The organism is Nonomuraea sp. GTA35, from assembly GCF_041950525.1.
GTDB lineage: Bacteria > Actinomycetota > Actinomycetes > Streptosporangiales > Streptosporangiaceae > Nonomuraea.
Genome location: NZ_JBGNUV010000004.1, coordinates 506,082 through 529,358, shown reverse-complemented (window position 1 = coordinate 529,358; position 23,277 = coordinate 506,082). Strand labels below are relative to the sequence as shown.

At 71.1% G+C, this 23,277-nt stretch carries 22 protein-coding genes and 1 pseudogene; 11 read left to right on the top strand and 12 right to left on the bottom strand.

What is annotated here, in order from left to right; all coding sequences use genetic code 11:
- Positions 1 to 153 precede the first annotated feature (153 nt).
- Positions 154 to 3,636 carry a protein kinase gene (locus ACBJ32_RS20940; protein ID WP_375128124.1) on the bottom strand — a complete coding sequence of 1,161 codons (3,483 nt, stop codon included), beginning with the start codon at positions 3,634 to 3,636 and terminating at the stop codon, positions 154 to 156.
- A gap of 287 nt (positions 3,637 to 3,923) precedes the next feature.
- Between ACBJ32_RS20940 and ACBJ32_RS20935 the strand changes: the two genes are divergently transcribed.
- Complete coding sequence (locus tag ACBJ32_RS20935; RefSeq protein ID WP_375128123.1) at positions 3,924 to 5,048, top strand: serine hydrolase domain-containing protein; 1,125 nt, start codon at positions 3,924 to 3,926, stop codon at positions 5,046 to 5,048.
- Between the two features lie 282 nt (positions 5,049 to 5,330).
- Positions 5,331 to 5,684 carry a winged helix-turn-helix transcriptional regulator gene (locus ACBJ32_RS20930; protein ID WP_375128122.1) on the top strand — a complete coding sequence of 118 codons (354 nt, stop codon included), beginning with the start codon at positions 5,331 to 5,333 and terminating at the stop codon, positions 5,682 to 5,684.
- Between the two features lie 243 nt (positions 5,685 to 5,927).
- Here ACBJ32_RS20930 and ACBJ32_RS20925 read toward each other — a convergent pair whose 3' ends face one another.
- From ACBJ32_RS20925 to ACBJ32_RS20915, 3 genes and pseudogenes are all read right to left on the bottom strand, one after another.
- Positions 5,928 to 7,076 carry an FAD-dependent monooxygenase gene (locus tag ACBJ32_RS20925; RefSeq protein ID WP_375128121.1) on the bottom strand — a complete coding sequence of 383 codons (1,149 nt, stop codon included), beginning with the start codon at positions 7,074 to 7,076 and terminating at the stop codon, positions 5,928 to 5,930.
- Positions 7,073 to 7,609 (bottom strand): erythromycin esterase family protein, encoded by a 537-nt coding sequence (locus ACBJ32_RS20920; protein ID WP_375128120.1) that lies wholly within the window; start codon positions 7,607 to 7,609, stop codon positions 7,073 to 7,075. Before ACBJ32_RS20920 ends, ACBJ32_RS20925 begins: the two co-directional genes overlap by 4 nt.
- A gap of 77 nt (positions 7,610 to 7,686) precedes the next feature.
- A pseudogene (locus ACBJ32_RS20915) lies at positions 7,687 to 8,277 on the bottom strand (CatB-related O-acetyltransferase); the annotation flags it as partial.
- A 207-nt stretch (positions 8,278 to 8,484) separates the two neighbouring features.
- On the opposite strand from ACBJ32_RS20915, the gene ACBJ32_RS20910 reads away from it, so the two are divergent.
- Positions 8,485 to 9,060 (top strand): TetR/AcrR family transcriptional regulator, encoded by a 576-nt coding sequence (locus ACBJ32_RS20910; RefSeq protein WP_375128119.1) that lies wholly within the window; start codon positions 8,485 to 8,487, stop codon positions 9,058 to 9,060.
- Positions 9,061 to 9,248: 188 nt separating this feature from the next.
- On the opposite strand, the gene ACBJ32_RS20905 is transcribed toward ACBJ32_RS20910, so the two are convergent.
- Together ACBJ32_RS20905 and ACBJ32_RS20900 are read right to left on the bottom strand one after the other, a co-directional pair.
- Positions 9,249 to 10,670 (bottom strand): MFS transporter, encoded by a 1,422-nt coding sequence (locus tag ACBJ32_RS20905; protein WP_375128118.1) that lies wholly within the window; start codon positions 10,668 to 10,670, stop codon positions 9,249 to 9,251.
- Between the two features lie 87 nt (positions 10,671 to 10,757).
- Complete coding sequence (locus tag ACBJ32_RS20900; protein WP_375128117.1) at positions 10,758 to 11,948, bottom strand: MFS transporter; 1,191 nt, start codon at positions 11,946 to 11,948, stop codon at positions 10,758 to 10,760.
- Between the two features lie 111 nt (positions 11,949 to 12,059).
- On the opposite strand from ACBJ32_RS20900, the gene ACBJ32_RS20895 reads away from it, so the two are divergent.
- From ACBJ32_RS20895 to ACBJ32_RS20870, 6 genes are all read left to right on the top strand, one after another.
- Complete coding sequence (locus ACBJ32_RS20895) at positions 12,060 to 12,341, top strand: metal-sensitive transcriptional regulator (protein ID WP_357874241.1); 282 nt, start codon at positions 12,060 to 12,062, stop codon at positions 12,339 to 12,341.
- A gap of 29 nt (positions 12,342 to 12,370) precedes the next feature.
- Positions 12,371 to 12,580 (top strand): heavy-metal-associated domain-containing protein, encoded by a 210-nt coding sequence (locus ACBJ32_RS20890; protein WP_375125692.1) that lies wholly within the window; start codon positions 12,371 to 12,373, stop codon positions 12,578 to 12,580.
- A complete protein-coding gene (locus ACBJ32_RS20885) occupies positions 12,577 to 13,551 on the top strand; it encodes a hypothetical protein (protein ID WP_375128116.1) in 975 nt (324 codons plus the stop codon). The genes ACBJ32_RS20890 and ACBJ32_RS20885 overlap by 4 nt, the downstream gene beginning before the upstream one ends.
- A gap of 21 nt (positions 13,552 to 13,572) precedes the next feature.
- Positions 13,573 to 15,798 carry a heavy metal translocating P-type ATPase gene (locus tag ACBJ32_RS20880; protein ID WP_375128115.1) on the top strand — a complete coding sequence of 742 codons (2,226 nt, stop codon included), beginning with the start codon at positions 13,573 to 13,575 and terminating at the stop codon, positions 15,796 to 15,798.
- 303 nt (positions 15,799 to 16,101) lie between these two features.
- Positions 16,102 to 16,332 carry a hypothetical protein gene (locus ACBJ32_RS20875; protein WP_375128114.1) on the top strand — a complete coding sequence of 77 codons (231 nt, stop codon included), beginning with the start codon at positions 16,102 to 16,104 and terminating at the stop codon, positions 16,330 to 16,332.
- A 34-nt stretch (positions 16,333 to 16,366) separates the two neighbouring features.
- Positions 16,367 to 16,648, top strand: coding sequence for a metal-sensitive transcriptional regulator (locus tag ACBJ32_RS20870; protein ID WP_357889126.1), 282 nt, complete (start codon positions 16,367 to 16,369; stop codon positions 16,646 to 16,648).
- A 167-nt stretch (positions 16,649 to 16,815) separates the two neighbouring features.
- Here ACBJ32_RS20870 and ACBJ32_RS20865 read toward each other — a convergent pair whose 3' ends face one another.
- The 4 genes from ACBJ32_RS20865 to ACBJ32_RS20850 all read right to left on the bottom strand — a co-directional run bounded on the left by ACBJ32_RS20865 (position 16,816) and on the right by ACBJ32_RS20850 (position 20,290).
- A complete protein-coding gene (locus ACBJ32_RS20865) occupies positions 16,816 to 17,697 on the bottom strand; it encodes a F510_1955 family glycosylhydrolase (protein WP_375128113.1) in 882 nt (293 codons plus the stop codon).
- Between the two features lie 41 nt (positions 17,698 to 17,738).
- Entirely contained in the window at positions 17,739 to 18,689 is a 951-nt protein-coding gene (locus ACBJ32_RS20860; RefSeq protein WP_375128112.1) for a M56 family metallopeptidase, read from the bottom strand.
- Positions 18,686 to 19,060, bottom strand: a complete 375-nt coding sequence (locus ACBJ32_RS20855; RefSeq protein WP_375128111.1) for a BlaI/MecI/CopY family transcriptional regulator — start codon at positions 19,058 to 19,060, stop codon at positions 18,686 to 18,688. Before ACBJ32_RS20855 ends, ACBJ32_RS20860 begins: the two co-directional genes overlap by 4 nt.
- A 75-nt stretch (positions 19,061 to 19,135) precedes the next feature.
- Complete coding sequence (locus ACBJ32_RS20850; protein WP_375128460.1) at positions 19,136 to 20,290, bottom strand: NAD(P)/FAD-dependent oxidoreductase; 1,155 nt, start codon at positions 20,288 to 20,290, stop codon at positions 19,136 to 19,138.
- Between the two features lie 93 nt (positions 20,291 to 20,383).
- Here ACBJ32_RS20850 and ACBJ32_RS20845 point away from each other — a divergent pair, with 93 nt between their 5' ends.
- Together ACBJ32_RS20845 and ACBJ32_RS20840 are read left to right on the top strand one after the other, a co-directional pair.
- A complete protein-coding gene (locus tag ACBJ32_RS20845; RefSeq protein ID WP_375128110.1) occupies positions 20,384 to 20,782 on the top strand; it encodes a DUF6153 family protein in 399 nt (132 codons plus the stop codon).
- A gap of 82 nt (positions 20,783 to 20,864) precedes the next feature.
- Positions 20,865 to 21,470 (top strand): DUF305 domain-containing protein, encoded by a 606-nt coding sequence (locus ACBJ32_RS20840; protein WP_375128109.1) that lies wholly within the window; start codon positions 20,865 to 20,867, stop codon positions 21,468 to 21,470.
- Between the two features lie 64 nt (positions 21,471 to 21,534).
- Here ACBJ32_RS20840 and ACBJ32_RS20835 read toward each other — a convergent pair whose 3' ends face one another.
- Together ACBJ32_RS20835 and ACBJ32_RS20830 are read right to left on the bottom strand one after the other, a co-directional pair.
- Positions 21,535 to 22,149 carry a molybdopterin cofactor-binding domain-containing protein gene (locus ACBJ32_RS20835; protein WP_375128108.1) on the bottom strand — a complete coding sequence of 205 codons (615 nt, stop codon included), beginning with the start codon at positions 22,147 to 22,149 and terminating at the stop codon, positions 21,535 to 21,537.
- 187 nt (positions 22,150 to 22,336) lie between these two features.
- A complete protein-coding gene (locus tag ACBJ32_RS20830) occupies positions 22,337 to 23,242 on the bottom strand; it encodes a LuxR C-terminal-related transcriptional regulator (protein WP_375128107.1) in 906 nt (301 codons plus the stop codon).
- Positions 23,243 to 23,277 lie beyond the last annotated feature (35 nt).

The window sequence follows — 23,277 nt, the reverse complement described above, 5'->3', positions numbered from 1 at the left end:
TCTGGACCGCGGTGCCGGCGGACGACACTGGACGGCAGGCTCCGCGTCCTGGGCCACACCCATCCGGAGCCCCTCCGCAGTCAGCGTGACCTGGACGAGCCGGCCGGATGACGGGCGCGCCCTTCTCCTCGGCTGGGACGAGCCAGGTCGGAGCTAGTCGCACCCACCGCGACGGTAGGGGACGTACGGGATGTAGCGCCGCCATTCGGCCTCCGTCAGCGACCGCCCCGCTCTCGCGCAGACGGCGTCCGCGGCGCGTGCGGGGTCGGTCGGATAGTCCAGCAGGTCCCGCCCGCCGCTGGTCGCGTGCAGCGTGCCGTCGGAGTCGAAGGCCAGCGACCCGGCGCCGGCAGGGCCGGCGAACGGCGGGCCGACCTGCTGGCCGGTCGTGGTGTCCCACAACCGGATCTCGCCGAACGTGGCCGAGGCCAGCAGGTCCCCGCCGGGGGAGAACACGATCGCGGAAGCGTCACCGCCCGCGATGCTCGCCGGGGCTCCGGCGCGCACGTCACGTACGAGGGCACGGCGCCTTCCCGTCGCGGTGTCCCAGATGCCGACCTGCCCCTCTTCGCCGACGGCGACGAGCCGGCGGTCGGCGCTGAGCGCCACGACGTTTCCGGTGAACGGGCCGGCCCCGGCTAAGGCCGTCCGCTTCCCGGAGGTCAGGTCGACGATCTCGGCGCCCGAGGTGAGGACGCGGTCGTTGGCCACGAACGCGAGCACCCGCCTGTCCTCGATCGGGAAGGTCTCCGTCATGCTCCGTTTCGCGACGTCCCATGCTCTTGTGTGCTCCGTGCCGTCCTGGCCGACGGCGATCGCCAGCGTCTTGCCGTCCGGGCTGAACGCCTGGACGTGGTCGATGAGGTGGCTCGGGTCGTGCAGATCCGGGAGCCGGCGCCGGGAGGCCACGTCCCACAGGCTCGTCCGCGTGGGTTCGGGTCCGACGCTGATCGCGATGGTGCGCCCGTCCGGGCTGAACAACATCCAGGCGCCCGTGACGGCAGCGGGCTCGCCCAAGCCCTCGAGCTGCCCCAGCAGGCGGCGTTTCCGCACGTCCCACAGCTGTACGGCCGCCGTGCCGCGGTCGAGCAGGGCGGCGACGCGGCCGTCCGGGCTCAGCGCGTGCCCCGCGATCGCCGTCTGCGCCGGCATGGTCGCGTCGCCCAGGGACGGGGGCCGGGTGTAGGCGGAGACGTCGAGGGAGGTGACCGTCATGGGGTTGTCCGCGCGCAGATAGCGCAGTGTCCGGCCGTCCCGGTCGAAGCTCAGGGTGTGCACGTCCTGGCGCCCCAGGGGGAAGGTGGCCAGGGCGATCTGGTCGCCGATCCTCCACAGCGTGATTCCGTCCGGATCGACAACGGCCAGACAGCGGCCGTCCGGGCTGTACGCCACCAGGCCGGGCCCGTAGGAGTTGCGCCACAGGGCGCCCGGCCTCGTCAGCGGCGGGCCGGCGGCCTTGCCTGACGCCACATCCCAGAGCAGCACCTCGGTCGGCCGGACGATCGCCAGGGTGCGGCCGTCCGGCGAGAAGCGCACGGCGATGACGTCCTGGCCCTTCCGCGCGGTGGGCGCGCGAAGCCGCTCGCCGCGGGACAGGTCCCAGATCTCGCCCGGTCCCTCCTGGCGGAACAGGGCCGCGAAGCGGTCGTCCGGGCTGATCGCCACCGACTCGAACGAGCCGCGTTCCAGGAGAGGTTCGCGACCGCCCACCCGCCACAGCTGGGTACGCTCGCCCGCGGTGGTCGCCGCGTAGACCCGGTTCCCGTCGCCGAAGTCGGCGCCCGTGAGGCGGGTGTCGAGGCCGCCGGCAGGCCGTCCGGACGTCATGTCCCACAGCCGGACCCCGTCGCCTTCGACGTCCCCGGCGAGCGCCGCCAGCCGGCCGTCCCGGCTCAGGGAGATCTCGCCGTCCTCGCCGGGCATCGTGACGGCGACCGTGCGGGCCCTGCTGCGGGTGGCGACGTCCCACACGGCCACCTGCCGGTCGTCCCACGTGTAGAAGGTGCGGCCGTCGGAGCCGAACCGGCCGTACCCGAGCGCGTGGACGTCCAGGGCGGGCTGGGCCAGCGAGCCGTACAGGGCCGTGCGCGCCTCGGGCGCCGGGGCGATGTTCCAGGCGGCGGCGCTCAGCAGCATCGCGACCACCGGGTCCTCGGCGCGCAGGGTCTCGGCGCGGGCGGCGACGGCCCGGGCGGCGGCCTCGTCACGCTGCTGGGCGAGGTCCAGGCTCTGCCGGACGGCGATCGCCCCGGCGCCGAGGGCCAGCACGAGCAGGACGCTCAGGCTGGACGTCACCAGGCGGCGGACGCGGCCCCGGCGGCGGGCGACCGCTGTGCCGGCCTCCAGGAACGAGCGTTCCTGGGGGTTCAGGGTCAGGTGCCGGCGGCCCGTGGCGGCCCAGCGCAGCGCCGACTCCAGCGTCCTGCCCTGGAAGGGATCGCCCTGCCCCTCCTGCCAGCGCCGTGCCGCGACCGCGATCTCGCGATGGACGGCCAGGCCGGGACGCTCGGCTTCCACCCAGTCGCGCAGGCGTGGCCACGCCCGCAGCAGCGCCGGCCGGGAGATCATCACGTACTCGCCGCCGGAGGTCACCAGACTGGCCTCCGCGAACGCCGCCAGCACGTCGTCGCCGCCGGCCGGAAGCTCGGCTCGGGCCACTCGCCGCACCGTGTCCTCGCTGTCGGGACCGGCGGCGACCATACGCAGGAAGATCTCGGGTACCAGCTCCTGGGCGGCAGGCGTCAGGGCCGCGTACACCTCCTCGGCGCGCGCCCCGATCGAGGGATCGTCGGAACCGGCGCGAACCTCCGACGCCTTCTCGACCCCGGCGACCAGCGGATCGGGCACGGCCCCCAGCAGCCCCATCAGCAGCTCCCGGGCGGCCGGCCGGTCGGCGGGCTCCTTCCCGAGGGCCGCCTCCACCAGGGAACGCAGCGGGTCGGCGAGGTCGCTCAGATCCGGTTCGGCCGTGAGCACGCTGTACATCACCGCGCCCAGGTTCTCCGCGTGGAAGGGGTCGCGTCCGGTGGCCGCGAACAGGACGATCGCTCCCCAGGCGAACACGTCGGCCGGGGTGCCCGCCCGCCGCCCGGTGAGGATCTCGGGCGCCATGTACGTGGGCGTACCGGCCACGACGCCCGTGGAGGTCAGCGACATCTCGGCGGTCCTGGCGATGCCGAAGTCGATCACCCGTGGGCCGTCCGGGCCGAGCAGCACGTTGTCAGGCTTCAGATCGCGGTGGATGACCTCGGCCTCGTGGATCGCGGTGAGCGCGGTGGCGACGCCGACGGCGAGCCGGTGAAGGTCGGCGCCGCCGAGCGGGCCGCGTTCCGCGACGAACCGGCGCAGGCTCGGGCCTTCGACGTATTCGCTGACGATGTACGGCCTGGCTGCCCCCAGATCGTGGCCGAGCACCTGGGCAGTGCAGAACGAGGCGACCCGCTCGGCGGCGGCCAGCTCCCGGGTGAGCCCGTGCCGCAGCTCGACCCCGTAGAGAATCTTGACGGCGACCCGCCGCCCGGAATCGTCGTACGCCTCGTAGACGACTCCCTGCCCGCCCGACCCCAGCCGCCCCGCCAGCAAGTAGTCGCCCAGGCGCGCCGGATCACCCGGAAGTAGTTCGGCCGAACCACCCATGTCCCGATCCCCCGTCTCTTCCGATCCCCATGCCGTTAGTCGAGACGGGGAGCGAGTTTGTTCGGCGTCCGTGGATCACGCCGGTGGGGCGGGGAGGTGCAGCGGCGAGGGTCGGCCTCCGCGAGAGCCGCCGCGAGCAGTCCCATGGCCTCCCGGCGGTGTGAGTTCGGCGGTGGTGATCATCGGCCGGCGGGGGAGCCCTGCGAAGTCGTGGCTCCCTGCTGGCCCTTTATACCGGCCGGGGGTATGTTCGGAGAGGAGAAGACGACGTGCGGGAGGCGCGCAGTATGAGTGACGCATCCGAGATGTCCGGTATGGCGCAGGTCGAAGGGTTCGCGGCCGATGGATACGACAAGGTACGCGAGGTCTTCCAGAAGCTGGTTCATGACGGCCGGGAGACAGGTGCCGGGGTGTCGGTCTGGCGCGACGGGCGAGAGGTCGTCCGGCTGAGCGGGGGATGGGCCGACTCCTCGCGGCGCCGCCCCTGGCGCGCCGACACCCTCGTCCAGCCGTACTCGCTGTCGAAGTCCTTCGTGACGCTCGCCGCCCTGGTGGCGGTGCGCGATGGCGCACTGGCACTCGATGAGCCGGTGGCCAGGCGCTGGCCCGAGTACGGGGTCGGCGGCAAGGACCGGACGACGTTGCGCCAGGTCCTCACGCACCGGGCAGGACAGCCGCGGTTCCCGGCGGAGGCGGCCGGCCTGGATCTGCTGGACGACGCCGGGCTGCGCGGGAGCCTGGCGAAGGCGGCGCCGGAGTACGTTCCGGGAACGTCGCTCGGGGAGCACGCGCTGACCTACGGGCACCTGGTGGACGGCATCCTGCGCGCGGGTGCCGGCACCACGCTGGGGGAGCTGTTCAACGAGGTCGTACGGCCCGCGCTGGGGCTGGACGCGTGGTTCGGGGTGCCGGACGACCTGCTGGGACGGGTCGCCGACCTGGAGTACGCCGACCCGGACTGGCCCCGCCGGTTGCACGCCGCGCCGTGGCTCCAGATCCCGGACGGGACCCTGGACGTCGAGCGGGCGAACTCCAGAGCCTGGCGGCAGGCGGTCTTCGGCGCGGTCAACCTCCACACGACCGCCGCGGCCATGGCCCGGTTCTTCTCCGAGCTGACCGCCGAGGACGGCCCCGTGCGCGCCCTGCTGGGGCCGGAGCTGCACGCCGAACTGCTCGCCCCGCAGGTCACGGAGTTCGACGAGGTCTTCGGGACCAGGATCACCTGGACGCTGGGCTTCGTCCGAGACCATGGCAAGATCGCCAAGGGTGGCATCGGCGGCTCGGCCGCCTGGTGGTCGCGCAGGCATCACCACGGCTGTGCCTACCTGACCCGCCGGCTGGACGATCACTCCAGGGCCGCGGAGATCGCCGCCGCCCTGGGCGACGACCTGACGGTCGTGGGCGAGGACTGACCGGGATCCGCTGGTGGAACGCCGGCGGCGGGTTCGCGGGCGGCCGATCCAGGGCTGCCCGGGCCGCCGGCCGATCCCCGGACATGCCGGCGTCGCTCACCCGCGCCAGGCTCGGACGTCATCAGGCCGTTGGCCACCTTGGAACCGCCGTATCCGCCGCCCGGCACCACGACGCTGGGACGCACGCCGGCCTTGCTCTCCGTGTTCGTCATCGACGCGGCACTAGCCTGTGCATAGATGCTAGCAAAATAAAAGCGACGACTCTTCTACTAGTATGGGTGTATGGCAAGAGCAGACACGCGGAACGCCATGGACGACTGCGATCGCGGCGACGCCGCGCTGACACGCGCCTTCACCCTCCTCGGCAAGCGCTGGAGCGGCCTGGTGCTGGGCAGCCTCCGAGCCGGGCCCGCCGGGTTCCGCGAGCTGTCGCGGGCGATCGGCGGAGTCAGCGACTCGGTGCTGTCCGACCGGCTGTCGGAGCTGACCAAGGCGGGCCTGATCGCGCGCACCGTGGACGAAGGGCCGCCGGTGACCGTCACGTACGAGCTGACCGAGAGTGGCAAGGCGCTCATGCCCGCGCTTCACGAGCTGTCCCAGTGGGCCGAGGACCACCTGCCCACCGCGCCCGCGTAGCCGCTGGCAGCCCTGCGCGGCAAGGTCCCTGTGTTCTGTGCGCCGCGTGCCCCGGCTGCGGCGCGGTCGGGCACGGGTGTGGCGTAGCCGGCGCCGCTCGGAGGTGAAGCCGAGCAGCGCCGACCATATCGCCAGGGTGACCAGTTCGGCGTCACTGACGCTTGGGTTGCAGACCGGTCCGGGGCCGCTCGGGAGCCAGATCCGGGGGGTGCGATCAGCGCTCCTGTGCGCTGGACGAGGGTGTCAGGGTGTGCCGAACCAGCCGGTGAGTGCTTCTCGCAGTGCGGGCGTGGCGGTGTCGGCGGGTTCGTCGAGGCCGGCGGCCCAGGCGATGTGGGCGTCCGGGCGGATCAGCAGGGCGTCGGCCGGTCGGTCGTCGGTCTTGGCGGTGTGGACGTCGACGCGAGGCTGCCAGTCCCGGGCGGTCTCGCTCAGGTCCGGGCGGGCGGTGAGGTTGAGCAGGACGGGCCGGGCGGGGTGCATGAGGTGGGCGATGCTGGTGATGCCCTGGTCGGTGTGCAGGGTGAGGTCGGGGGCGAAGGTGCCGGCCAGCGGGTGGGGGTGGGTGCCGGGCATCGGGTAGCGGATGTCGGTTCCGGCGAGGAGTGCTCCCATGCGGCGCAGTGGCTGTTCGTCGGTGAGCAGTTCGGTGAACACTTCGCGGAGCGCTTCGGCGGCCGGGTCGTGTCCGCGGCGCAGGGCGACTTGGGCGCGGGTGTGCAGCAGGGTGCGGGCGCCGGCGTGGTGGCGTTCGGCGTGGTAGGTGTCCAGCAGGCCGGCCGGGGCCGTGCCGTGGAGGTCGGCGGCCAGCTTCCAGGCCAGGTTGACCGCGTCCAGCATGCCGGCGTTGAGTGCCACTCCGGTGGCCGGGAACAGGTGCGCCGCGTCGCCGGCCAGCAGGATGCGCCCGTGGCGGTAGCGTTCGGCCTGGCGGGCCTTGAAGGTGAAGCGGGACAGCCGGGTCGATCCGGCCAGGGGCAGGTGGGCGCCGAGCACGCGGTGGATGCTGTCCTGCAGTTCGGTGAGGGTCATGGGGACGTCGTCGTCGTATTCGGTGGTCTCGTCCTCGATGGTGTAGAGGGAGACGGATTGGGAGCCGGGTGAGGAGCCGATGCCGAGCAGGCCGTGGTCGGTGCGGGTGAATCCGGCGCGGATGGTGCCGGAGCCGGGGACGTCGAGATCGCCGTTGCCGAGCACGGTGACCGTGTCGGGCAGGGTGGCCTGGGCCAGCCGGTTGACCTCGGGATAGGTGGTGCCGGGGAACGGGATGCCGGCCCAGTCGCGGATGCGGCTGCGGGCGCCGTCGCATCCCACGAGGTAGCGGGCGCTCACCTGGTACGGGCCGTCCGGGCCCCGCACGTCCACCCGCACCGCGGCCTCGTCCTGGCTCACTCCGGCCGCCTCGTGCCCGCGGCGGATCTCGGCGTCGAGCTCTCGGGGTCGACCTGGCGCAGGTAGTCGGCGATGGGGGCCAGGGCGGGCAGCAGGGATCCGCCGGCCGCGGGGATGTCGATGCCGGCGAAGCGCACCGGCGCCTCGGCTGTGGCGTTGTGCCGGCGTATCCAGCGCAACGGCTCGTCGACTCCCACGGGGATCGCCGCGGCGAGATGAGCCGACAGGTCATCCTCTGTTCCCTCTCCCTGGGCCCAGGCGTCCAGGGAGAAGGCTTCGCTGAAGCCGTACTCGAAGGCCAGGACGGTGAAACCACAACGTTCGGCCAGGAACCGCAGGATGCGCTGGCGCATGAGTGAGAACTCGGTGATGAAGTGGGAGTTCTCCCCGATCGCGACGACGCGCGCGTCGCCGATGATGTCGCGTAGCGGCTCGAGGTCATCGAGCGGTGCCGCAGGGTCGAGGTGGGTGAGCGGGACGGCATGGCCGCGGAGCCAGCCGGCGAAGGGATTGGGGTGGGGCGAAGCAGGCATGCTGATAGCTCGATTCCCGGGGGCTGGAACTGTGAAGGGCTGGAGGCGAGCGGATCACCGGCTCCGGGGCGCGGGCGCGCGTTCTCCAGATGGTCGATGCTGCCGGACATGATCGTGCGGACGTGTTCGGTGATGTGCTGGAGCGGCCAGTCCCACCACGCCACGGCGAGGAGGCGGGCGATGTCGGCGTCGCTGTAGCGGCGGCGGATGAGCCGGGCCGGGTTGCCGCCGACGATGCCGTAGTCGGGCACGTCGTCGACGACCACGGCCCCGGAGGCGACGATCGCTCCGTGCCCGATGCGGACGCCGGGCATCACCAGGGACCGGTAGCCGAACCAGACGTCGTTGCCCACCATGGTGTCACCCCGCCCGGGCAGGCCGGTGATGAGGTCGAAGTGCTCGGCCCAGGAGCCGCCCATGATCGGGAAAGGGAACGTCGAGGGGCCGTCCATGCGATGGTTGGCGCCGTTCATGATGAACCGTACGCCCTCGCCGAGCGCGCAGAACTTCCCGATGATCAGCTTTTCCGGCCCATGGTGGTAGAGCACGTTGCGGGCTTCGAAGGCGGTCGGATCGTCCGGATCGTCGTAGTAGGAGAACTCCCCGACTTCGATCAGCGGTGAGGTGATCAGCGGTTTCAGCAGCACCAGACGCGGCTGTCCGGGCATGGGATGCACCACGGTCGGATCGGTGGGAACAGCGGGGGTCACGAATCTCCCCTTTCTGAAGGCTGTCTCACGGGTGGCGCGAGTCCACCCACGTATGTCTCTTCAGCCCGATAACGGGACTGGTCGTCCCGTATGGCATTGCCCAGAGCGTGCCGGAATCATTCCTTCGTTGTCAAACCAAACGTCCTGTCCCGTTATGATGGAATCATGAACGCCCGCCGCCGCTCCGACGACCGGACCGCAACGATCATGCAGGCCGCCCTGGACCTGGCCCTCGAGGCCGGCTACGCCAAGCTCAGCATGGAGGCGGTCGCCGCCCGGGCCGGCGTCGGCAAGGACACCATCTACCGCCGATGGCCCTCCAAGGCCCTGCTGTTCCTCGACGCGGTTCTCAGCTCGAGAACCACAGGCCTGGAGCATCCCTACACCGACGACATCATGGCCGACCTGCGCGAGGTCATGCACCGGGCCGTCGACCTGCTGGCCCGGCCGCCGTGGGGACCGCTGTACCGAGACCTGATCGGAGAGGCGCAGCACAGCCCCGAAGTCGCCGCCGCCCTCATCGAACGCTTCATCCGGCCACAGACGGCCGACACCCTGGCCCGCCTCAAGGCCGCCCAGGAGCAAGGGCAGCTCGCCCCCGATGTCGACCTGGACCTGGCCTTCGAGATCCTGTCAGGACCGCTGTACTACAGGCTGCTCATCACCCACGAGCCGCTGACGCCCGCCTACCTCGACCGCGTGCTCCAAGCAGTCTTCGCCGGCATGGGCCCTCGGTCATGACCCGCTCGCCGCTGGGCCTGGCCGAGCATCTGCACGCGCTCGCTCGCCCGTGACGCGCCCCCGTGATCACATGGGTGATCACGGGGGCGCTTTCGTCTTGGCTGCTTCGCCGGCAGGTCCCGCTACGGAGAGCCGGGGCAGCCGTGTCAGCGATCAGCGACTCGTCTGCCGCGTTGCGTTCTGAGGTGTCAGCCGCGGGAGGCGGTGACCTCGTCGGCGGGCGCGCCGGTGCGGGTGCGCAGGGTTGCCGCGGCGATCAGGGCGCCGGCGAGGGCGATGGCGGCGGCTCCGATGAAGGCGGCGGAGAAGCCGTTGGTGAGGGCGGGCAGGTCGCCGAGCTGGTCGGCGCCGTTGGCCGAGGCCACGGCGGTCATCGCGGCCAGGCCGAGCGCGGAGCCGACCTGGTAGCTGGTGTTGACGATGCCTGAGGCCAGGCCGCCTTCCTCGGGGCGGGCGGAGGAGATGGCGGTGCCGAGGGAGGGGATGAAGGCCAGTGACATGCCGAGGGCGGCGAGCAGGCTGGCGGGCAGGACGTCGGTGGTGAAGCTGCCGTCCGGGCTGATCAGGGACAGCCAGGCCATCCCGGCGGTGAGCAGGAGCAGGCCGGTGACCGTGGTCGGCTTGGGGCCGAAGCGGCCGATGGCTCGCGGCGCCAGGACGATCATGCCGATCATGATGAGGACGGTCATCGGGACCAGGGCGGCGCCGCTGGGGAAGGCGCTGTAGCCGAGGGCCTGCTGCAGGTAGAGGTTGAGGAAGAACCACATGGGGATCCAGGCGCCGCCCAGCAGGAGCTGGGTGAGGTTGGCGGCGGCCAGGTTCGGGGTGCGGAAGATGGACAGGCGCATCAGCGGTTCGCGGCGGCGGGCCTGGACGGTGACGAACGCGGCCAGCAGCAGTACGGCGACGGCGAGTGTGATCCAGGTCTGGGTGGAGCCCCAGCCGGTCTCGGGTGCGCGGACGATGGCGTAGACGGCGGCGCCGAGGCCGAGGGTGACGGTCAGGGTGCCGAGCACGTCGATGGAGCCGCGTGTTGCGGGGGCGGCGGGCATCAGGGGGCCGGTGGCCGCGAGCGCGATGAGTGCGATGGGGATGTTGATGTAGAAGACCCAGGGCCAGCTGAGGTATTCGGTGATGACGCCGCCGAGGAAGACGCCGGCGGTGCCGCCGGCGGGGGCGGCGGCGCCGTACAGGGCCAGGGCTTTGGTCAGTTCCCTGGGGTCGTGGCCGAACAGCATCATCAGCAGGGTGAGGGCGGACGGGGCGATCAGCGCGGCGCCGATGCCTTGGACGGCGCGGCCGGTCAGCTCGACCCACACTTCGGGTGCGATGCCGGCCAGCAGGGAGCCGGCGAGCAGGATGAGCCAGCCGGCGCTGAAGAGGCGGCGGGCGCCGAGCAGGTCGGACAGGCGGCCGCCCAGCAGGAGGAGGCCGCCGAAGGCGACGACGTAGGCGTTGAAGACCCAGGACAGGTTTTCCTGGGAGAAGCCGAGGTCCTGCTGGATGCGGGGCAGTGCCACGCCGATGATCGACGTGTCCATGATCACGATGAACTGGGCTGTGGCGATCAGGGCCAGGGCGGTCCAGCGCCGGGGGGATGGTGTGGACATGGGGATTCTCCAGTCTTCATGTACCCCTAGGGGGTATGTGCGAGGGCTAATAAATACCACCGGGGGGTATCTGTCAAGCCCGCGGGATCAACGTCCTGTTTCCGGGTGCCGCCGCAGCACCGCCAGCACGATCAGTGCCGCAGGGCCGGCCAGCCCGAAGCCGACGGCCATCCCGGCACCTACGCCGACCAGTTCCTGGAGCCGGCCCAAGGCGACGTACAGCGCGCCCGCCAGGGCGGCCGACACTCCCAGGACCATGCCGGCCGCGCTTGCCGGCGCGCCGGGCGCGAGGTCCTGTGCGAGGACCACGGTGATCGGGCTGCCCACGTACAGGAGGGCGCCCGCCAGGATGGTCGCGATGAAGTAGGGGACGCCGCCCGGCTCCAGGCTCAGGGCCGCGATCAGCGGGACGGGCGCGATGCCCAGGGAGCCCGCCAGCACCGACCGGCGGCCGAGACGGGGCGCCAGCACACCGCCGAGCAGGGATCCGAGCCCCGCGGCCAGCGAGAACGCCGCCAGCGTCCAGCCGATGAGCCCGTCGTCGGTCGGCAGGCCGTGCTCGTTCACCAGCCAGATGGGGACCGAGCTGGTGAAGGTGACGAAGGCCAGGCTCGCCAGGCCGGCCGCGAGCGTCAGCCCGCCGACGGGGCCGCGCAGCAGGCGTAGCCGGAAGAGCGCCCGCAGCGGCCTGCGGCCATGGGACTCCCAGTCGGGCAGCAGGGCGAACATCAGGGCGGCGACCGCGATGCCCGGCACCATCAGCCACGGGGTGGCATCGACGCCGAAGGCCGAGACGATGGAGAGAATCAGCACCGGCCCGAGAGCGAACCCGATCATCCCGCCGGCGGTGAACAGGCCCACGCCGAGGGTTCGGTTCGGTACGGTCGGGCCGCCGGCTACCGCGGTGCCCACGGGATGCAGCGCCGCCGACCCCATGCCGCCGATGATCAGGAGGGCGAAGACCGCCACCAGGGCGGGCGCGACGCCGATCAGGCTCAGGAACAGCGAGGCCAGCAGCACGCCCACTGCTCCGACCAGGCGCAGGCTGCGATCCTCTGCCACCGCGCCGAAGAACGGCTGGGTGACCGAGGACGAGATCGAGTAGACGGCCACGATGAGGGCCAGCAGAACGGGCCCCAGATCGAAACGGGCCTGCAAGGTCGGCAGCAGGGCTCCGAGCATCGCGGTGATCGCGTCGTTGACGAAGTGAACGGCGGCCAGGAAGACGGCCAGCGACGTCCCGCCGAGGATGCCTGGCCTGCGGATCGCGTGGGGCATGTCGAACTCCTCAAGTCTCACCGGGCGGCCGATGGGCCGCCGTCGGTTGTCAGGAATACCATAGGGGGGTATGGTGTTGTCACGAGCGGTTGACCTAGGAGAGGGGTGGACATGGCCGGATATACCGGTACGAAGCAGGATCATGCGATGCGCCTGCGCCGCGTGGAGGGGCAGGTCCGCGGCCTGCAGCGGATGGTCGAAGAGGACAAGTACTGCATCGACATCCTGACGCAGGTGTCGGCGGCGACCAGCGCGCTGAAGTCGTTCTCCCTGTCGCTGCTCGAGGAGCACCTGGCCCACTGTGTCGCCGAGGCCACGCAGAAGGGCGGGCCGGAGGCGGAGGCCAAGGTCAAGGAGGCCTCCGACGCCATCGCACGACTTGTTCGTTCCTGACTGACCCACGGATTGAAGGAGAGACTGATATGAGCACCGCCACCTACACCGTCAAGGGCATGACCTGCGGTCACTGCGTCAGCTCGGTCAAGGAGGAGGTCGGCGAGGTGGCCGGTGTCACCGGCGTCGAGGTGGACCTGGCGACCGGCCTGCTGACCGTGGACAGTGACGGCCCCGTCGACGCGGCGAAGATCGTCGCCGCCGTCGAGGAGGCCGGTTACGAAGTGGCGAACCAGTGAACACCGCGACGAAGCTCGGCTCGTACGTCCTGGGGCTGGCCGTCGTCTTCGGCGGCGCCCTGGGTGTGGGCAAGGCGGTCGGCCCGGTCGGGGCACCTCCGGCCGAGGACCACGCCGCCATGGCCATGCCCACGGCGAGCGCGAGCGCGGGACACGGAGAACACGCCACCGCCCAGGCGAAGGACGATACCCCCGGGGGGCTCCAGGTGTCCGAGAACGGCTACACCCTCAACCCGCTCACCGCGACGATCAAGCCCGGTGAGCCTGCCGACTTCCGCTTCACCGTGACCGGCCCCGACGGCAGGCCGGTCACCGGCTTCCAGGTCGAGCACGACAAGAAGCTGCACCTCATCGTCGCCTCCCGCGATCTGAAGACTTTCCAGCACGTGCACCCGGAGATGGCGCCCGACGGCGTCTGGTCGGTCAAGCTGACACTGCCCAAGGCCGGCCCGTACCGCGCCTTCGCCGACTTCACGGCGACAGGCGGCAGCGCTCTGACCCTGGGCGCCGACCTGTCCGTGGCCGGCGACTACCAGCCGGAGGCGCTCCCTGAGGAGAGCCGCACGGTGAAGGTCGACGGCTACGAGGTCACCCTCGACGGCGACCTGACGCCCGGGCAGTCCAGCAAGCTCACCCTCAAGGTGAGCAAGGACGGCAAGCCGGTCACCGACCTGCAGCCCTACCTCGGCGCCTACGGCCATCTGGTGGCCCTGCGCGCCAGGGACCTGGCCTACCTGCACGTCCACCCGGACGGGGAGCCCGGCGACGGCAGGACCAAGGCCGGCCCCGAGATCGTCTTCCACGCCGAGGTGCCCAGCACCGGCGACTACCGGCTGTTCCTCGACTTCCAGCACGAGGGCGAGGTCCGTACCGCCGACTTCACGCTGGGCGCGGGCGAGCGACCGCAGCTCCCGACGCCGACACCCTCGCCGACGCCGACCGGGCACGGCGACGACGGCCACAGCCACTGAGCGAGAGGAAGGAGAACGGTGATGTCCCAGGTCACCGATGACCGGCAGCACGCGGTCGAACTCTCGATCGGCGGCATGACGTGCGCGTCGTGCGCGAACCGTATCGAGCGCAAGCTGAACAAGCTGGACGGCGTGACCGCCACGGTCAACTACGCCACCGAGAAGGCCAAGGTCACCTTCCCCGAAGGCGTCGCCCCGGAGCAGCTGATCGCGGAGGTGGAGAAGGCCGGCTACACCGCGGCCCTGCCCGCCCCGCCCCGAGCCGAGAGGGCCGAGCAGGAGCCGCAGGACGAGCTCCAGCCGCTGCGCAACCGTCTCATCACCTCCGTGGTGCTGGCCGTGCCCGTGATCGCGATGGCGATGATCCCGCCGCTGCAGTTCACGAACTGGCAGTGGTTGTCGCTGGTGCTGGCGGCGCCGGTGGTGGTGTACGCGGGCTGGCCGTTCCACAAGGCGGCCTGGACCAACCTGCGGCACGGCGCGGCCACCATGGACACGCTGATCTCGCTCGGCACGATCGCCGCGCTGGGCTGGTCGGTGTGGGCGCTGTTCTTCGGGACGGCGGGCACTCCGGGGATGACGCACCCGTTCGCGTTCACGATCGAGCGCACCGACGGCTCCGGCAACATCTACCTGGAGGCCGCGGCAGGCGTCACGGCGTTCATCCTGGCCGGCCGGTACTTCGAGGCGCGGTCCAAGCGGCGGGCCGGGGCGGCGCTGCGGGCGCTGATGGAGCTGGGCGCCAAGGACGTCGAGCTGGCCGACGGCCGGCGCGTCCCGGTCGAGCAGCTCAAGAGCGGGGACCGGTTCGTCGTCCGGCCGGGCGAGAAGATCGCCACCGACGGGGTCATCGAGGAGGGCACCTCGGCGGTGGACGCCTCGATGCTGACCGGTGAGTCGGTGCCGGTGGAGGTGCGGCCGGGTGATCCGGTGACCGGGGCGACGGTGAACGCGGGCGGGCGGCTGATCGTGCGGGCCTCCCGGGTCGGCGCGGACACGCAGCTCGCTCAGATGGCCAGGCTGGTGGAGGAGGCGCAGACCGGCAAGGCGCAGGTGCAGCGGCTGGCCGATCGTATCTCCGGCATCTTCGTGCCGATCGTGATCGCCCTGGCCCTCGGCACGCTGGGCTTCTGGCTGGGCACCGGCGACGGGGTGGGGGCGGCGTTCACCGCGGCGGTGGCGGTGCTGATCATCGCCTGCCCGTGCGCGCTGGGGCTGGCCACGCCGACGGCGTTGCTGGTGGGCACCGGGCGGGGCGCCCAGCTCGGCATCCTGATCAAGGGGCCGGAGGTGCTGGAGTCCACCCGCCGGATCGACACGGTCGTGCTGGACAAGACCGGCACCGTCACCGAGGGCAAGATGACCCTGACCGCCGTCCACGTGGCCGAGGGCGAGAACGAGGAAGAGGTGCTGCGCCTAGCCGGCGCACTGGAGCACGCCTCCGAGCACCCCATCGCCCAGGCCGTCGCCAAGGGTGCCGCCGCCCGCGTCGGCGACCTCCCGGCGGCCGAGGACTTCGCCAACGTCGAAGGGCTGGGCGTCCAGGGCATCGTGGACGGCCACGCCGTGCTGGTCGGCCGCCCCCGGCTGCTGCAGGAGTGGTCCCAGCACCTGCCCGCCGATCTGGAGCGGGACCTGCACGAGGCCCAGGCCGCCGGCCGCACCGCGGTGGCGGTCGGCTGGGACGGCAAGGCCCGCGCCGTGCTCGTCGTGGCCGACGTGGTCAAGCCCACCAGCAAGGAAGCCATCGCCCAGCTCCGGGCCCTCGGCTTGACGCCAGTGCTGCTGACCGGCGACAACGAGGCCGTGGCCAGGACCGTCGCCGCCGAGGTGGGCATCGACGAGGTGATCGCCGAGGTGCTGCCCGCCGACAAGGTGGACGTGGTCAAGAAGCTGCAGTCCGAGGGCAAGGTGGTGGCGATGGTGGGCGACGGCGTCAACGACGCCGCCGCGCTGGCCCAGGCGGATCTGGGGCTGGCCATGGGCACCGGCACCGACGCCGCCATCGAAGCCTCCGACCTGACCCTGGTACGCGGCGACCTGCGGGTGGCGGCCGACGCCATCCGGCTCTCGCGCCGCACGCTGTCAACGATCAAGGGCAACCTGTTCTGGGCCTTCGCCTACAACGTGGCCGCCCTGCCGCTGGCCGCCCTCGGCCTGCTCAACCCGATGATCGCGGGAGCGGCGATGGCGTTCTCCAGCGTCTTCGTCGTCACCAACAGCCTCCGGCTGCGCCGCTTCAAGTAACACGAGCGGGATGGCTCCGCGTCGAACGGCGTGGAGCCATCCCTCGACGCCGGCCAGTGCGATCGGTCACGAGGTCCCAGATCGCGGAGAGGGCCGGCATCGGCCGTGCGACGCCGTACAAGTACCTCCCTGACGTCGAAACGATCCTGCTCGCCTGGCACGAACGGCAGATCACAGGCCACCTCGAACACCTGGCACTGGTACGGGATCAGGCCGGCGAGCCCGCCGCCCGGCTACGGGCCGTACTGGGGGGCATACGCGCACATCTCGGGGCGATCTCGCGGGCACGGGGGTGGCGCGCTCGTGGCGTTCCTGCACCGCGACGAGCAGGTGGGCCGCGCCCAGCAGCAGCTTCACGGCATGTTGCGAGACCTGCCGGCGGAAGGCGCCTTCCGCGCAGACGTGGTCCCTGACGAACTCGCGGCCTCTTGCTTGCACGCGGTCACGGCGGCCAGGGAGTTGCCGTCCGAGGATGCCGCCCACCGCTCGGTCATGGTGATCTTGGATGCGGTCCCACATACCGCTGAGGGGTAAGGTCATGGGCGGTGGCGCCGATGGAGGGGCGGAAATGGCCGGATACAGCCATGGCAAGAAGAACCACATCACCCGGTTGCGCCGTGTCGAGGGGCAGATCCGTGGCCTGCAGCGCATGGTCGAGGAGGACACGTACTGCGTCGACATCCTGACTCAGATATCCGCTGCCACCAGCGCGCTGAAGTCGTTCTCCCTGGCCCTGCTGGAGGAGCACCTCGCCCACTGCGTCGCCGAAGCGACCCGGCAGGGTGGCCCGGAGGCCGAGGCGAAGGTCAAGGAGGCCAGCGACGCCATCGCGAGGCTGGTGCGTTCCTGACCTGCGTTTCGTCACGTAGGTAGCAGGCGTGGCCGGGTACCGCTGGGCCAGGCGGAGCGTGGGCTACCTCGGTTGCCGGCGGCCGATCTTCTCGGAGACGAGGATGACGCCGATCCGCTCGTAGAAGCGTTGTGCGGCTACGTCGGCCTCGGCCACTTCCCGACGGATCACTTTGCCGTCGGCGAGTAGGCGGTGGTGAAGGTCTTGCCGCCGTCCTTGGACTCCAGCACCGTGCCGTCCTCCAGGGCTGCCAGCAGGTGCTGCCGGTCCACGGCGGCGAAGGCTGCAGCCTGTGCGGGGAGCCTTCCGGCGGCCGACCACGTCTCGCCGGAGTCCTGGCTGATGTGTACCCGGCCATCGGCTCCGGCGCCCACGAGCACTTCGCCTGGCAGGACGTCGACGTGGCTGAGCGGGGGAGCCTTCGTGAGGTCGTCGTAGTTCAGCCCGCCGTCCTCACTGACCTTCAGCCCGTCGGGGGTGGTGGCGTAGATGCGGGACGCCTGCTCGGCGCTCGCTCCGAGGTCGATCACCTTCTCCTCGGTGCCCTTCGTCCAGGTGGCGCCGCCGTCGATGCTGCGCCAGACCTTCGAGGTCTGGCTGTCGTAGGCGTACAGGTTGTCGCCGGCGGGCTGGATGGAATGGAAGTCGGCCGAACCGCCTTCCGAGACGGTCTTCCAGGTGAGCCCGGAATCCGTCGACTTGATGAGGCCGAGATGCGGCGGTCGTTCGGGGGAGACGTCCTCTGCCGAGGGGTGCCCGCTCGCCAGGAACGTCTTCGGGCCCATGATGGTGAAGCCCATGTGGTCCTGGTCGCGGTCGGCGACCCGGGTGGCGGCCGTGGGCGAGGTGATCCTGAACAGCCCGTGGTGGCCCGCCACGTAGAGGGCTCCATCGGCCGGGTCGACGCCGAGTCCGTGCACATGTCCGATGCCCAGGTCCGCAGTGGCCGTGCCGCCCGGCTCCTGTGCCGCTTGGCCGCAGGCGGTCAGCGTGACGCCCAGTGCGATTCCGGCCACACCCATGCGCAGCCGCTGTCCCGCGAACTTCATGTCGCGAGTCTACAACTTACTACTATCGTCCGTCGTAGTAGCTAGAGGGTCAGGAAGGAATGACAGTGATGGGCGAGGAACGCGGCCACGCCCGGTGCCGCCGCCAGCGTGGCAGGCCCCACGAGCAGCGCGGCAACCGCAACCAGCCCGGCGATGCGCTCCCGCCGGCCGAGCGGCGCCTGCGGATGCAGCATCCGGCGGACACGCGTCAGTGCCGTCTCACCGCCCGCGCCCAGTGCGAACGACGGCACCTTCCCCGTCGCGAGCCCGACCAGCGCGGTCGCGATGTGGATGCGCTGGTGGCGGCGTGCCGCGACGTCGTCGGCCAGCAGCTCGACCAGGCGCGCGACCTCCACGCGGGCCTGCTCGAACAGGGGCACGCGAGGGAATGCCCGAGCCAGGGCCTCGGCGGCGGCGAGCACCAGGTGATGCCGCCCCCGCAGGTGCGCCTGTTCGTGGGCGAGCACGGCGGCCACCTGTTCGGGGGCGAGCGAGCGCAGCGCGCCGGTGGTGATGACCGCATGGCCCTTCCTGCCGGGCAGGCAGTACACCAGACGCTCGTCGTAGTCCACCACGAGCGCGTCGAGGTCGCCGTCGTGTTTGCCGAGAAGCGACAGCGCTTCGGCGTGCCGCCGACGTTCGCGGCGCGCACGGAGCAGGACGGCGGCGCCCGTGCAGGCGACTCTGATCAGGAGGAGCCCGGCGATGGCGATGCTCGCGCGGGTGCCGGCCGAGTTCAGGGCCGCTTCGTCGTGGAGCAGCGCGGCGCAGGCCTCGAACAGGTCGGCCAGGCCGTGCCCCACCACGGAGGCGGGCACGGCGACGGCGAACGCCGACAACAGCGCCGAGGCGATCACCGACGTTCCGGCCGCCTGCCACATGGCGATCGCCAGTCGCGGCGCGCGGTCGGCCCAGGAGGCCCGCTTGAGCACCTTCGGCAGCGCCAGCGCCGCGAAGAGGCCGTACAGGGCCAGGACGATCGCCACGATCATGAGCTGCGTCCCCGCGGCGGATACACCTGGAGCGCCGCCTCCAAGGCGCTGGCCTCCTCCGGGGTCAGGCGCTCGAGGAAGTGGACCAGCGTGGCCGCCCTGTTGCCGCTCGAGGCCAGGGACGCGCGCATCACATCGGCGGTGTAGGCCTCCTTGGACGACACCGCCTCGTAGATGTAGGCGCGCCCTACCGGCTGGCGCTTGAGCAGGCCCTTGGTGTGCAGCTTGTCCATCACGGTCATGACCGTCGTGTAGGCGAGGGTGCGCTCCTGCTGCAGATGCTCCAGGACATCTCTGACCGAGGCCGGACGCTTGACGGCCCACATGTGATCCATGATCGTGGACTCGAGCTCCCCTAGGCCACGCACCATCTGATCGTCCCTCCACCCGCGGTCTGCCCAAATGCTACCGGTGATCGTAGATGCGTGGCCAGGAGTGCCTGCTGGTCACGCCAGGGAACTCAGGCCATCGCCGGCCGCGATGGCGCGCTTGATACGGATCAGGTCCTTGGGCGCGTTCACCGCGGCCGCGCCGACGAGCGCGCCGTCCTTGGCGAAGGCGACGGCGAAACGTCCCTCGCCCGGGTCCCCGGTCACGATGCGGCTCTCGTCCGCGAGATGCGGCAGGCCGGCGGTCTGGACGCGCGCGCCGTGCACGTGGGTGGCGAAGGAGGGCAGGTCGGCGAAGGGCTTGGCGTTCTCCGGCCCGGCCAGCAGGTTGAGCGCCGCGGCGGCACCCTGGTCGTTGGCGTTCGACCAGTGCTCGATGCGGACCAGCGTGCCCCCGTACAGGTTGTGCGGCCAGCGCGCGACGTCGCCGGCGGCGACCACGTCCTGCGCGCCCGAGGCGAACAGGCGCTCGTCGCACACCACCCCGTCGTTCACCGTCAGGCCGCTGCCGTCCAGCCAGTCGGTGTTCGGCACCACGCCCATGCCGGCGATGACCAGGTCGGCGGGCAGTGTGCGGCCGTCGCTCAGGCGCACCGCCGTCACCCTGCCGTTGCCGTCGAACCCGGTCACGCGGCTCTCGCTGACGAGTTCGACGCCGTTGTCCCGGTGATGGCCGGCCAGCCAGCGTGCGGCTTCGGTGCCCAGGACGTTCCGCATCGGGTACGGGGATGCGTCCACGAGCGTGACGCCCAGCTCGAGGGCGCGAGCGGTCGAGGCGACCTCGCCCCCGATGAAGCCGCCGCCGATGACGACGACGTTGCCGGGCCTCGCGGCCAGCTCCGCGCGCAGCGCCAGGGAGTCCTCGACGGTGCGCAGGGTGTACACGCCCTCGGGGGCGTCGGGCAGCCGTCGCGGGCGTGCGCCGGTGGCGATGATCAGGCCGTCGTAGTGCACCTCCGAGCCGTCGTCCAGGATCAGTCGCCGCTTCGAGGTGTCCAGCCGTACGGCATGGCGGCCCTTGAGCCATCGGTCGCCGAGCTCCTCGGCACCGGGAAGCGTGACCTCGTCGTCGCCCCTCAGCATGCTCTTGGACAGCGGGGGGCGGTTGTAGGGCAGGTGCTTCTCGGCCCCCACCAGGGTGATCGTGCCGTCGAATCCTTCACGCCGCAGCGCCTGGAACGCGCGGAGACCTGCCAGCGAGGCTCCGGCGATGGCGATGCTGGTTCCTGGTGGGTACTACGAGTCGCGTTAGTACACTGGCAAGTGTCGTGACGTGCCGAAGGTCTGCGAGGGGTGGTGGGATCTATGTGGCAGCGTCGTGCAGTGCACGCGCTGCGGGCCGTCCTGCTCGTGGCCCTCGCCCTGGGCGTCTGCGGCATGCACACCCTCGGACACCTGGACGGCCGGCACGGCGGCTCTTCTGCCGCACATGACATGCAGGCCGCTCCAGCTGCCGTTGCCGTGGTTCCCGCGGGCATGGAGGCCTTCGTCCCCGACGGCAAGATGCCCGGGTTCGACCCCACAGACGTCTGCCTGGCCGTGCTCATGACGTTCGTGGTCCTGTTGCTGATCGCGACCTGGGCCAGAGCGGGGCGGCGTGGCGATGGCGAGGGCGAGACGTGGACGTCCGCCGGCCAGGTCGCCAGACCTCCGCCGAAGCACACCTCCCGGCGCCTGGCGATTCTCTCGATGTTGCGCATATAGGCCGACGGCTCACGCGGGACAGGCTCCCGGCCTGCCCGCGAACAGGCCCGAACCTTCCACACGATCGAGAGAACGTACAGCAATGCGCATCAACCGCAAGATGTCCGTCGCCGTCGCCGCAGGAGCACTCGCGCTGGTGGCCGCCTGTGGCGGCAACGGCGACGCCATGGCCGGACACGAAGGAATGGGCGCCGGCAGCGTGCCTGCCACCACCGCCGGCGCGCAGCCCTCGGCCACGTTCAACGACGCGGACGTCATGTTCGCCCAGATGATGATCCCGCACCACGAGCAGGCGGTCGAGATGGCCGAGCTGGCGCCTGAGCGCGCGGCCGACCCGGAGATCAAGGAGCTCGCGGCGAAGATCAAGGCCGCCCAGGACCCGGAGATCCAGACCATGAAGGGCTGGCTGACCGGGTGGGGCAAGGCCGCGCCGGAGGGCGGCATGGGCCATGACATGCCCGGCGTCATGTCCGAGGAGGACATGACGAAGCTCAAGGCGGCCAAGGGGGCGCAGTTCGACAAGCTGTTCGCGCAGCAGATGATCGCCCACCACAACGGCGCCATCGAGATGGCCCGCACCGAGCAGTCGAGCGGCACGAACCCGGAGGCGAAGGAACTGGCCAAGACCATCGAAGCCACGCAGCAGGCCGAGGTGGAGCAACTGCAGAAGATCCTCGACCGGCTCTGAGCGCCAGGCGTGTCCGGGCGTGATGGACGCCCGGACACGCCTTCGCTCACGGTCTCCCATGTGCTTACGAAAGCAACTTGTCCGGGGTGATGGGGAGGGTTCGGACGCGCGTGCCGGTGGCGTGGTAGATCGCGTTGGCGATGGCTGCCGCCACCCCGACAATGCCCAGTTCGCCGATGCCCTTGGCGCCGAGAGGGGTCTGGCGGTCGGGCCGGTCCACGAAGCGCACGTCGATGCCGGGCACGTCGGCGTGGGTGGGGATGTGCTGTTCGGCGAGGCTGGCGTTGACGATGCGGCCGCCGTCGAAGGCGCCGGCCCAGCGGGTGACGCGGACCTCGGCGGTGTCCTCGTCGGCCCGCACCTCCGCGAAGTGCGCGCCGTACGTGCTGGTGGTCCGTTTGAGGGTTTGGTACGGCGGTGCTGACTTGCCGGTCACCTCGACGTGGTCGCGGCCTGCCAGTTCCAGGATCTGCTGGTATGTCGCTCCGCGGCCGTCCTTGGTGAAGAGTCCCTCGTCGCGCGTCTCGATGTCGTCGGCCCGGAGCCCCGCGAGCGGCGTGTCTCTGGCGAGCTTGAGGAGTTCACGTACGAGCCGGTCGCACGCGTTCCGGATGGCCGAGGCGAGGGTGGTGGTGGCCGCCGAGGCGCCGGCGCGGCTCAGGCGTCCTTCAGCGGGCACTCACAGAGTCGTGCGACCGGTCGCGCAGCCGCGTTGCTCGTCCGCCACCTGCCGGGGCTGCCGGCCGGCGTGCGCCACATCGAGCAACTGGTGGACCCGATCGTCTTCCTGACCGAACTGGCCGCCGACGGTTCGTCCTCGACGTGGACGGGTGAACCGCGCGGGAGGCGGTCCCGTCGCTCGCCGGTCAGCCGGGGTCGAGCCAGCCGAGTCGTGCCGCCCGTACGCCTGCCTGGAACCGGCTGCTCGCTCCCAGTGTCGTCGTCAGCTCGCCGACCAGACGGGTGACGGTCCGCGTCGAAACGCCCATGCTGCGCGCGATGGCGGAGTCCTTCGCACCGGCTGCCAGCATGCGTAGAACTGCGAGCTGCTGCTCGGTGAGCGAGACGCCATCAGTTGACCGTGGTACGTCCTCGGGCTCGGAGGCCGTCGTCCAGCAGTAGTCGTAGATCGCCGCCAAGGATTTCACCACGCTGCCGCCGCGAATCAGCACGGCGCCGGCCTGCAGGGACTCCGGATCGGCCTGTACGACGGCGATGTGGCGATCGTAGACGAGCATGCGCGTGGGGATCACGGGTGTGACCCGCACCTCGATGCCGCACCTTCGCCATTCACCCATGAATTCACGGATCAGCGGGTTGGACAGGGCGATCTGCGCGTGCAGGGCGCGCAGCCGTACACCGTTGCGGGCGGTGGTCTCGCTGCGGGCGAGGCCGGCCTCCAGCGACTGGCGTGTCCACGGTGCGACCGGGTGCATGCCGAGCACTTCGTGCTCGGCCTGTTCGGCCAGCTCATCAATGCGCTCGGACAGATGCTCGCGGCGGTCGGGCCAGGGGAAGAACTCGACATGCGCGCGGCTGTCTGCCGGCCCGGACAGGCCGAGATAACGCTTGGCCAGCGAAGCCGTCCTGACGTGCTGCTCCACCAGGCTGTCGAGCAGCCGATGGCTGCTCTGCAGGCTCCGGTTGAGCGCGGTGGCGACGTCGGCGGCGGTCTGCGTTTCAGGATTCAGCAGCTGGAGCCGGACGAGTTCGGAGCGAGCCCGGTCGATGTCCGCCGCCGCCAGGCGCATCTGCTCGGCGGCCTCGGGCAACGACTCCCCTCGGTGCCGCATGCGGGCGTACAAGG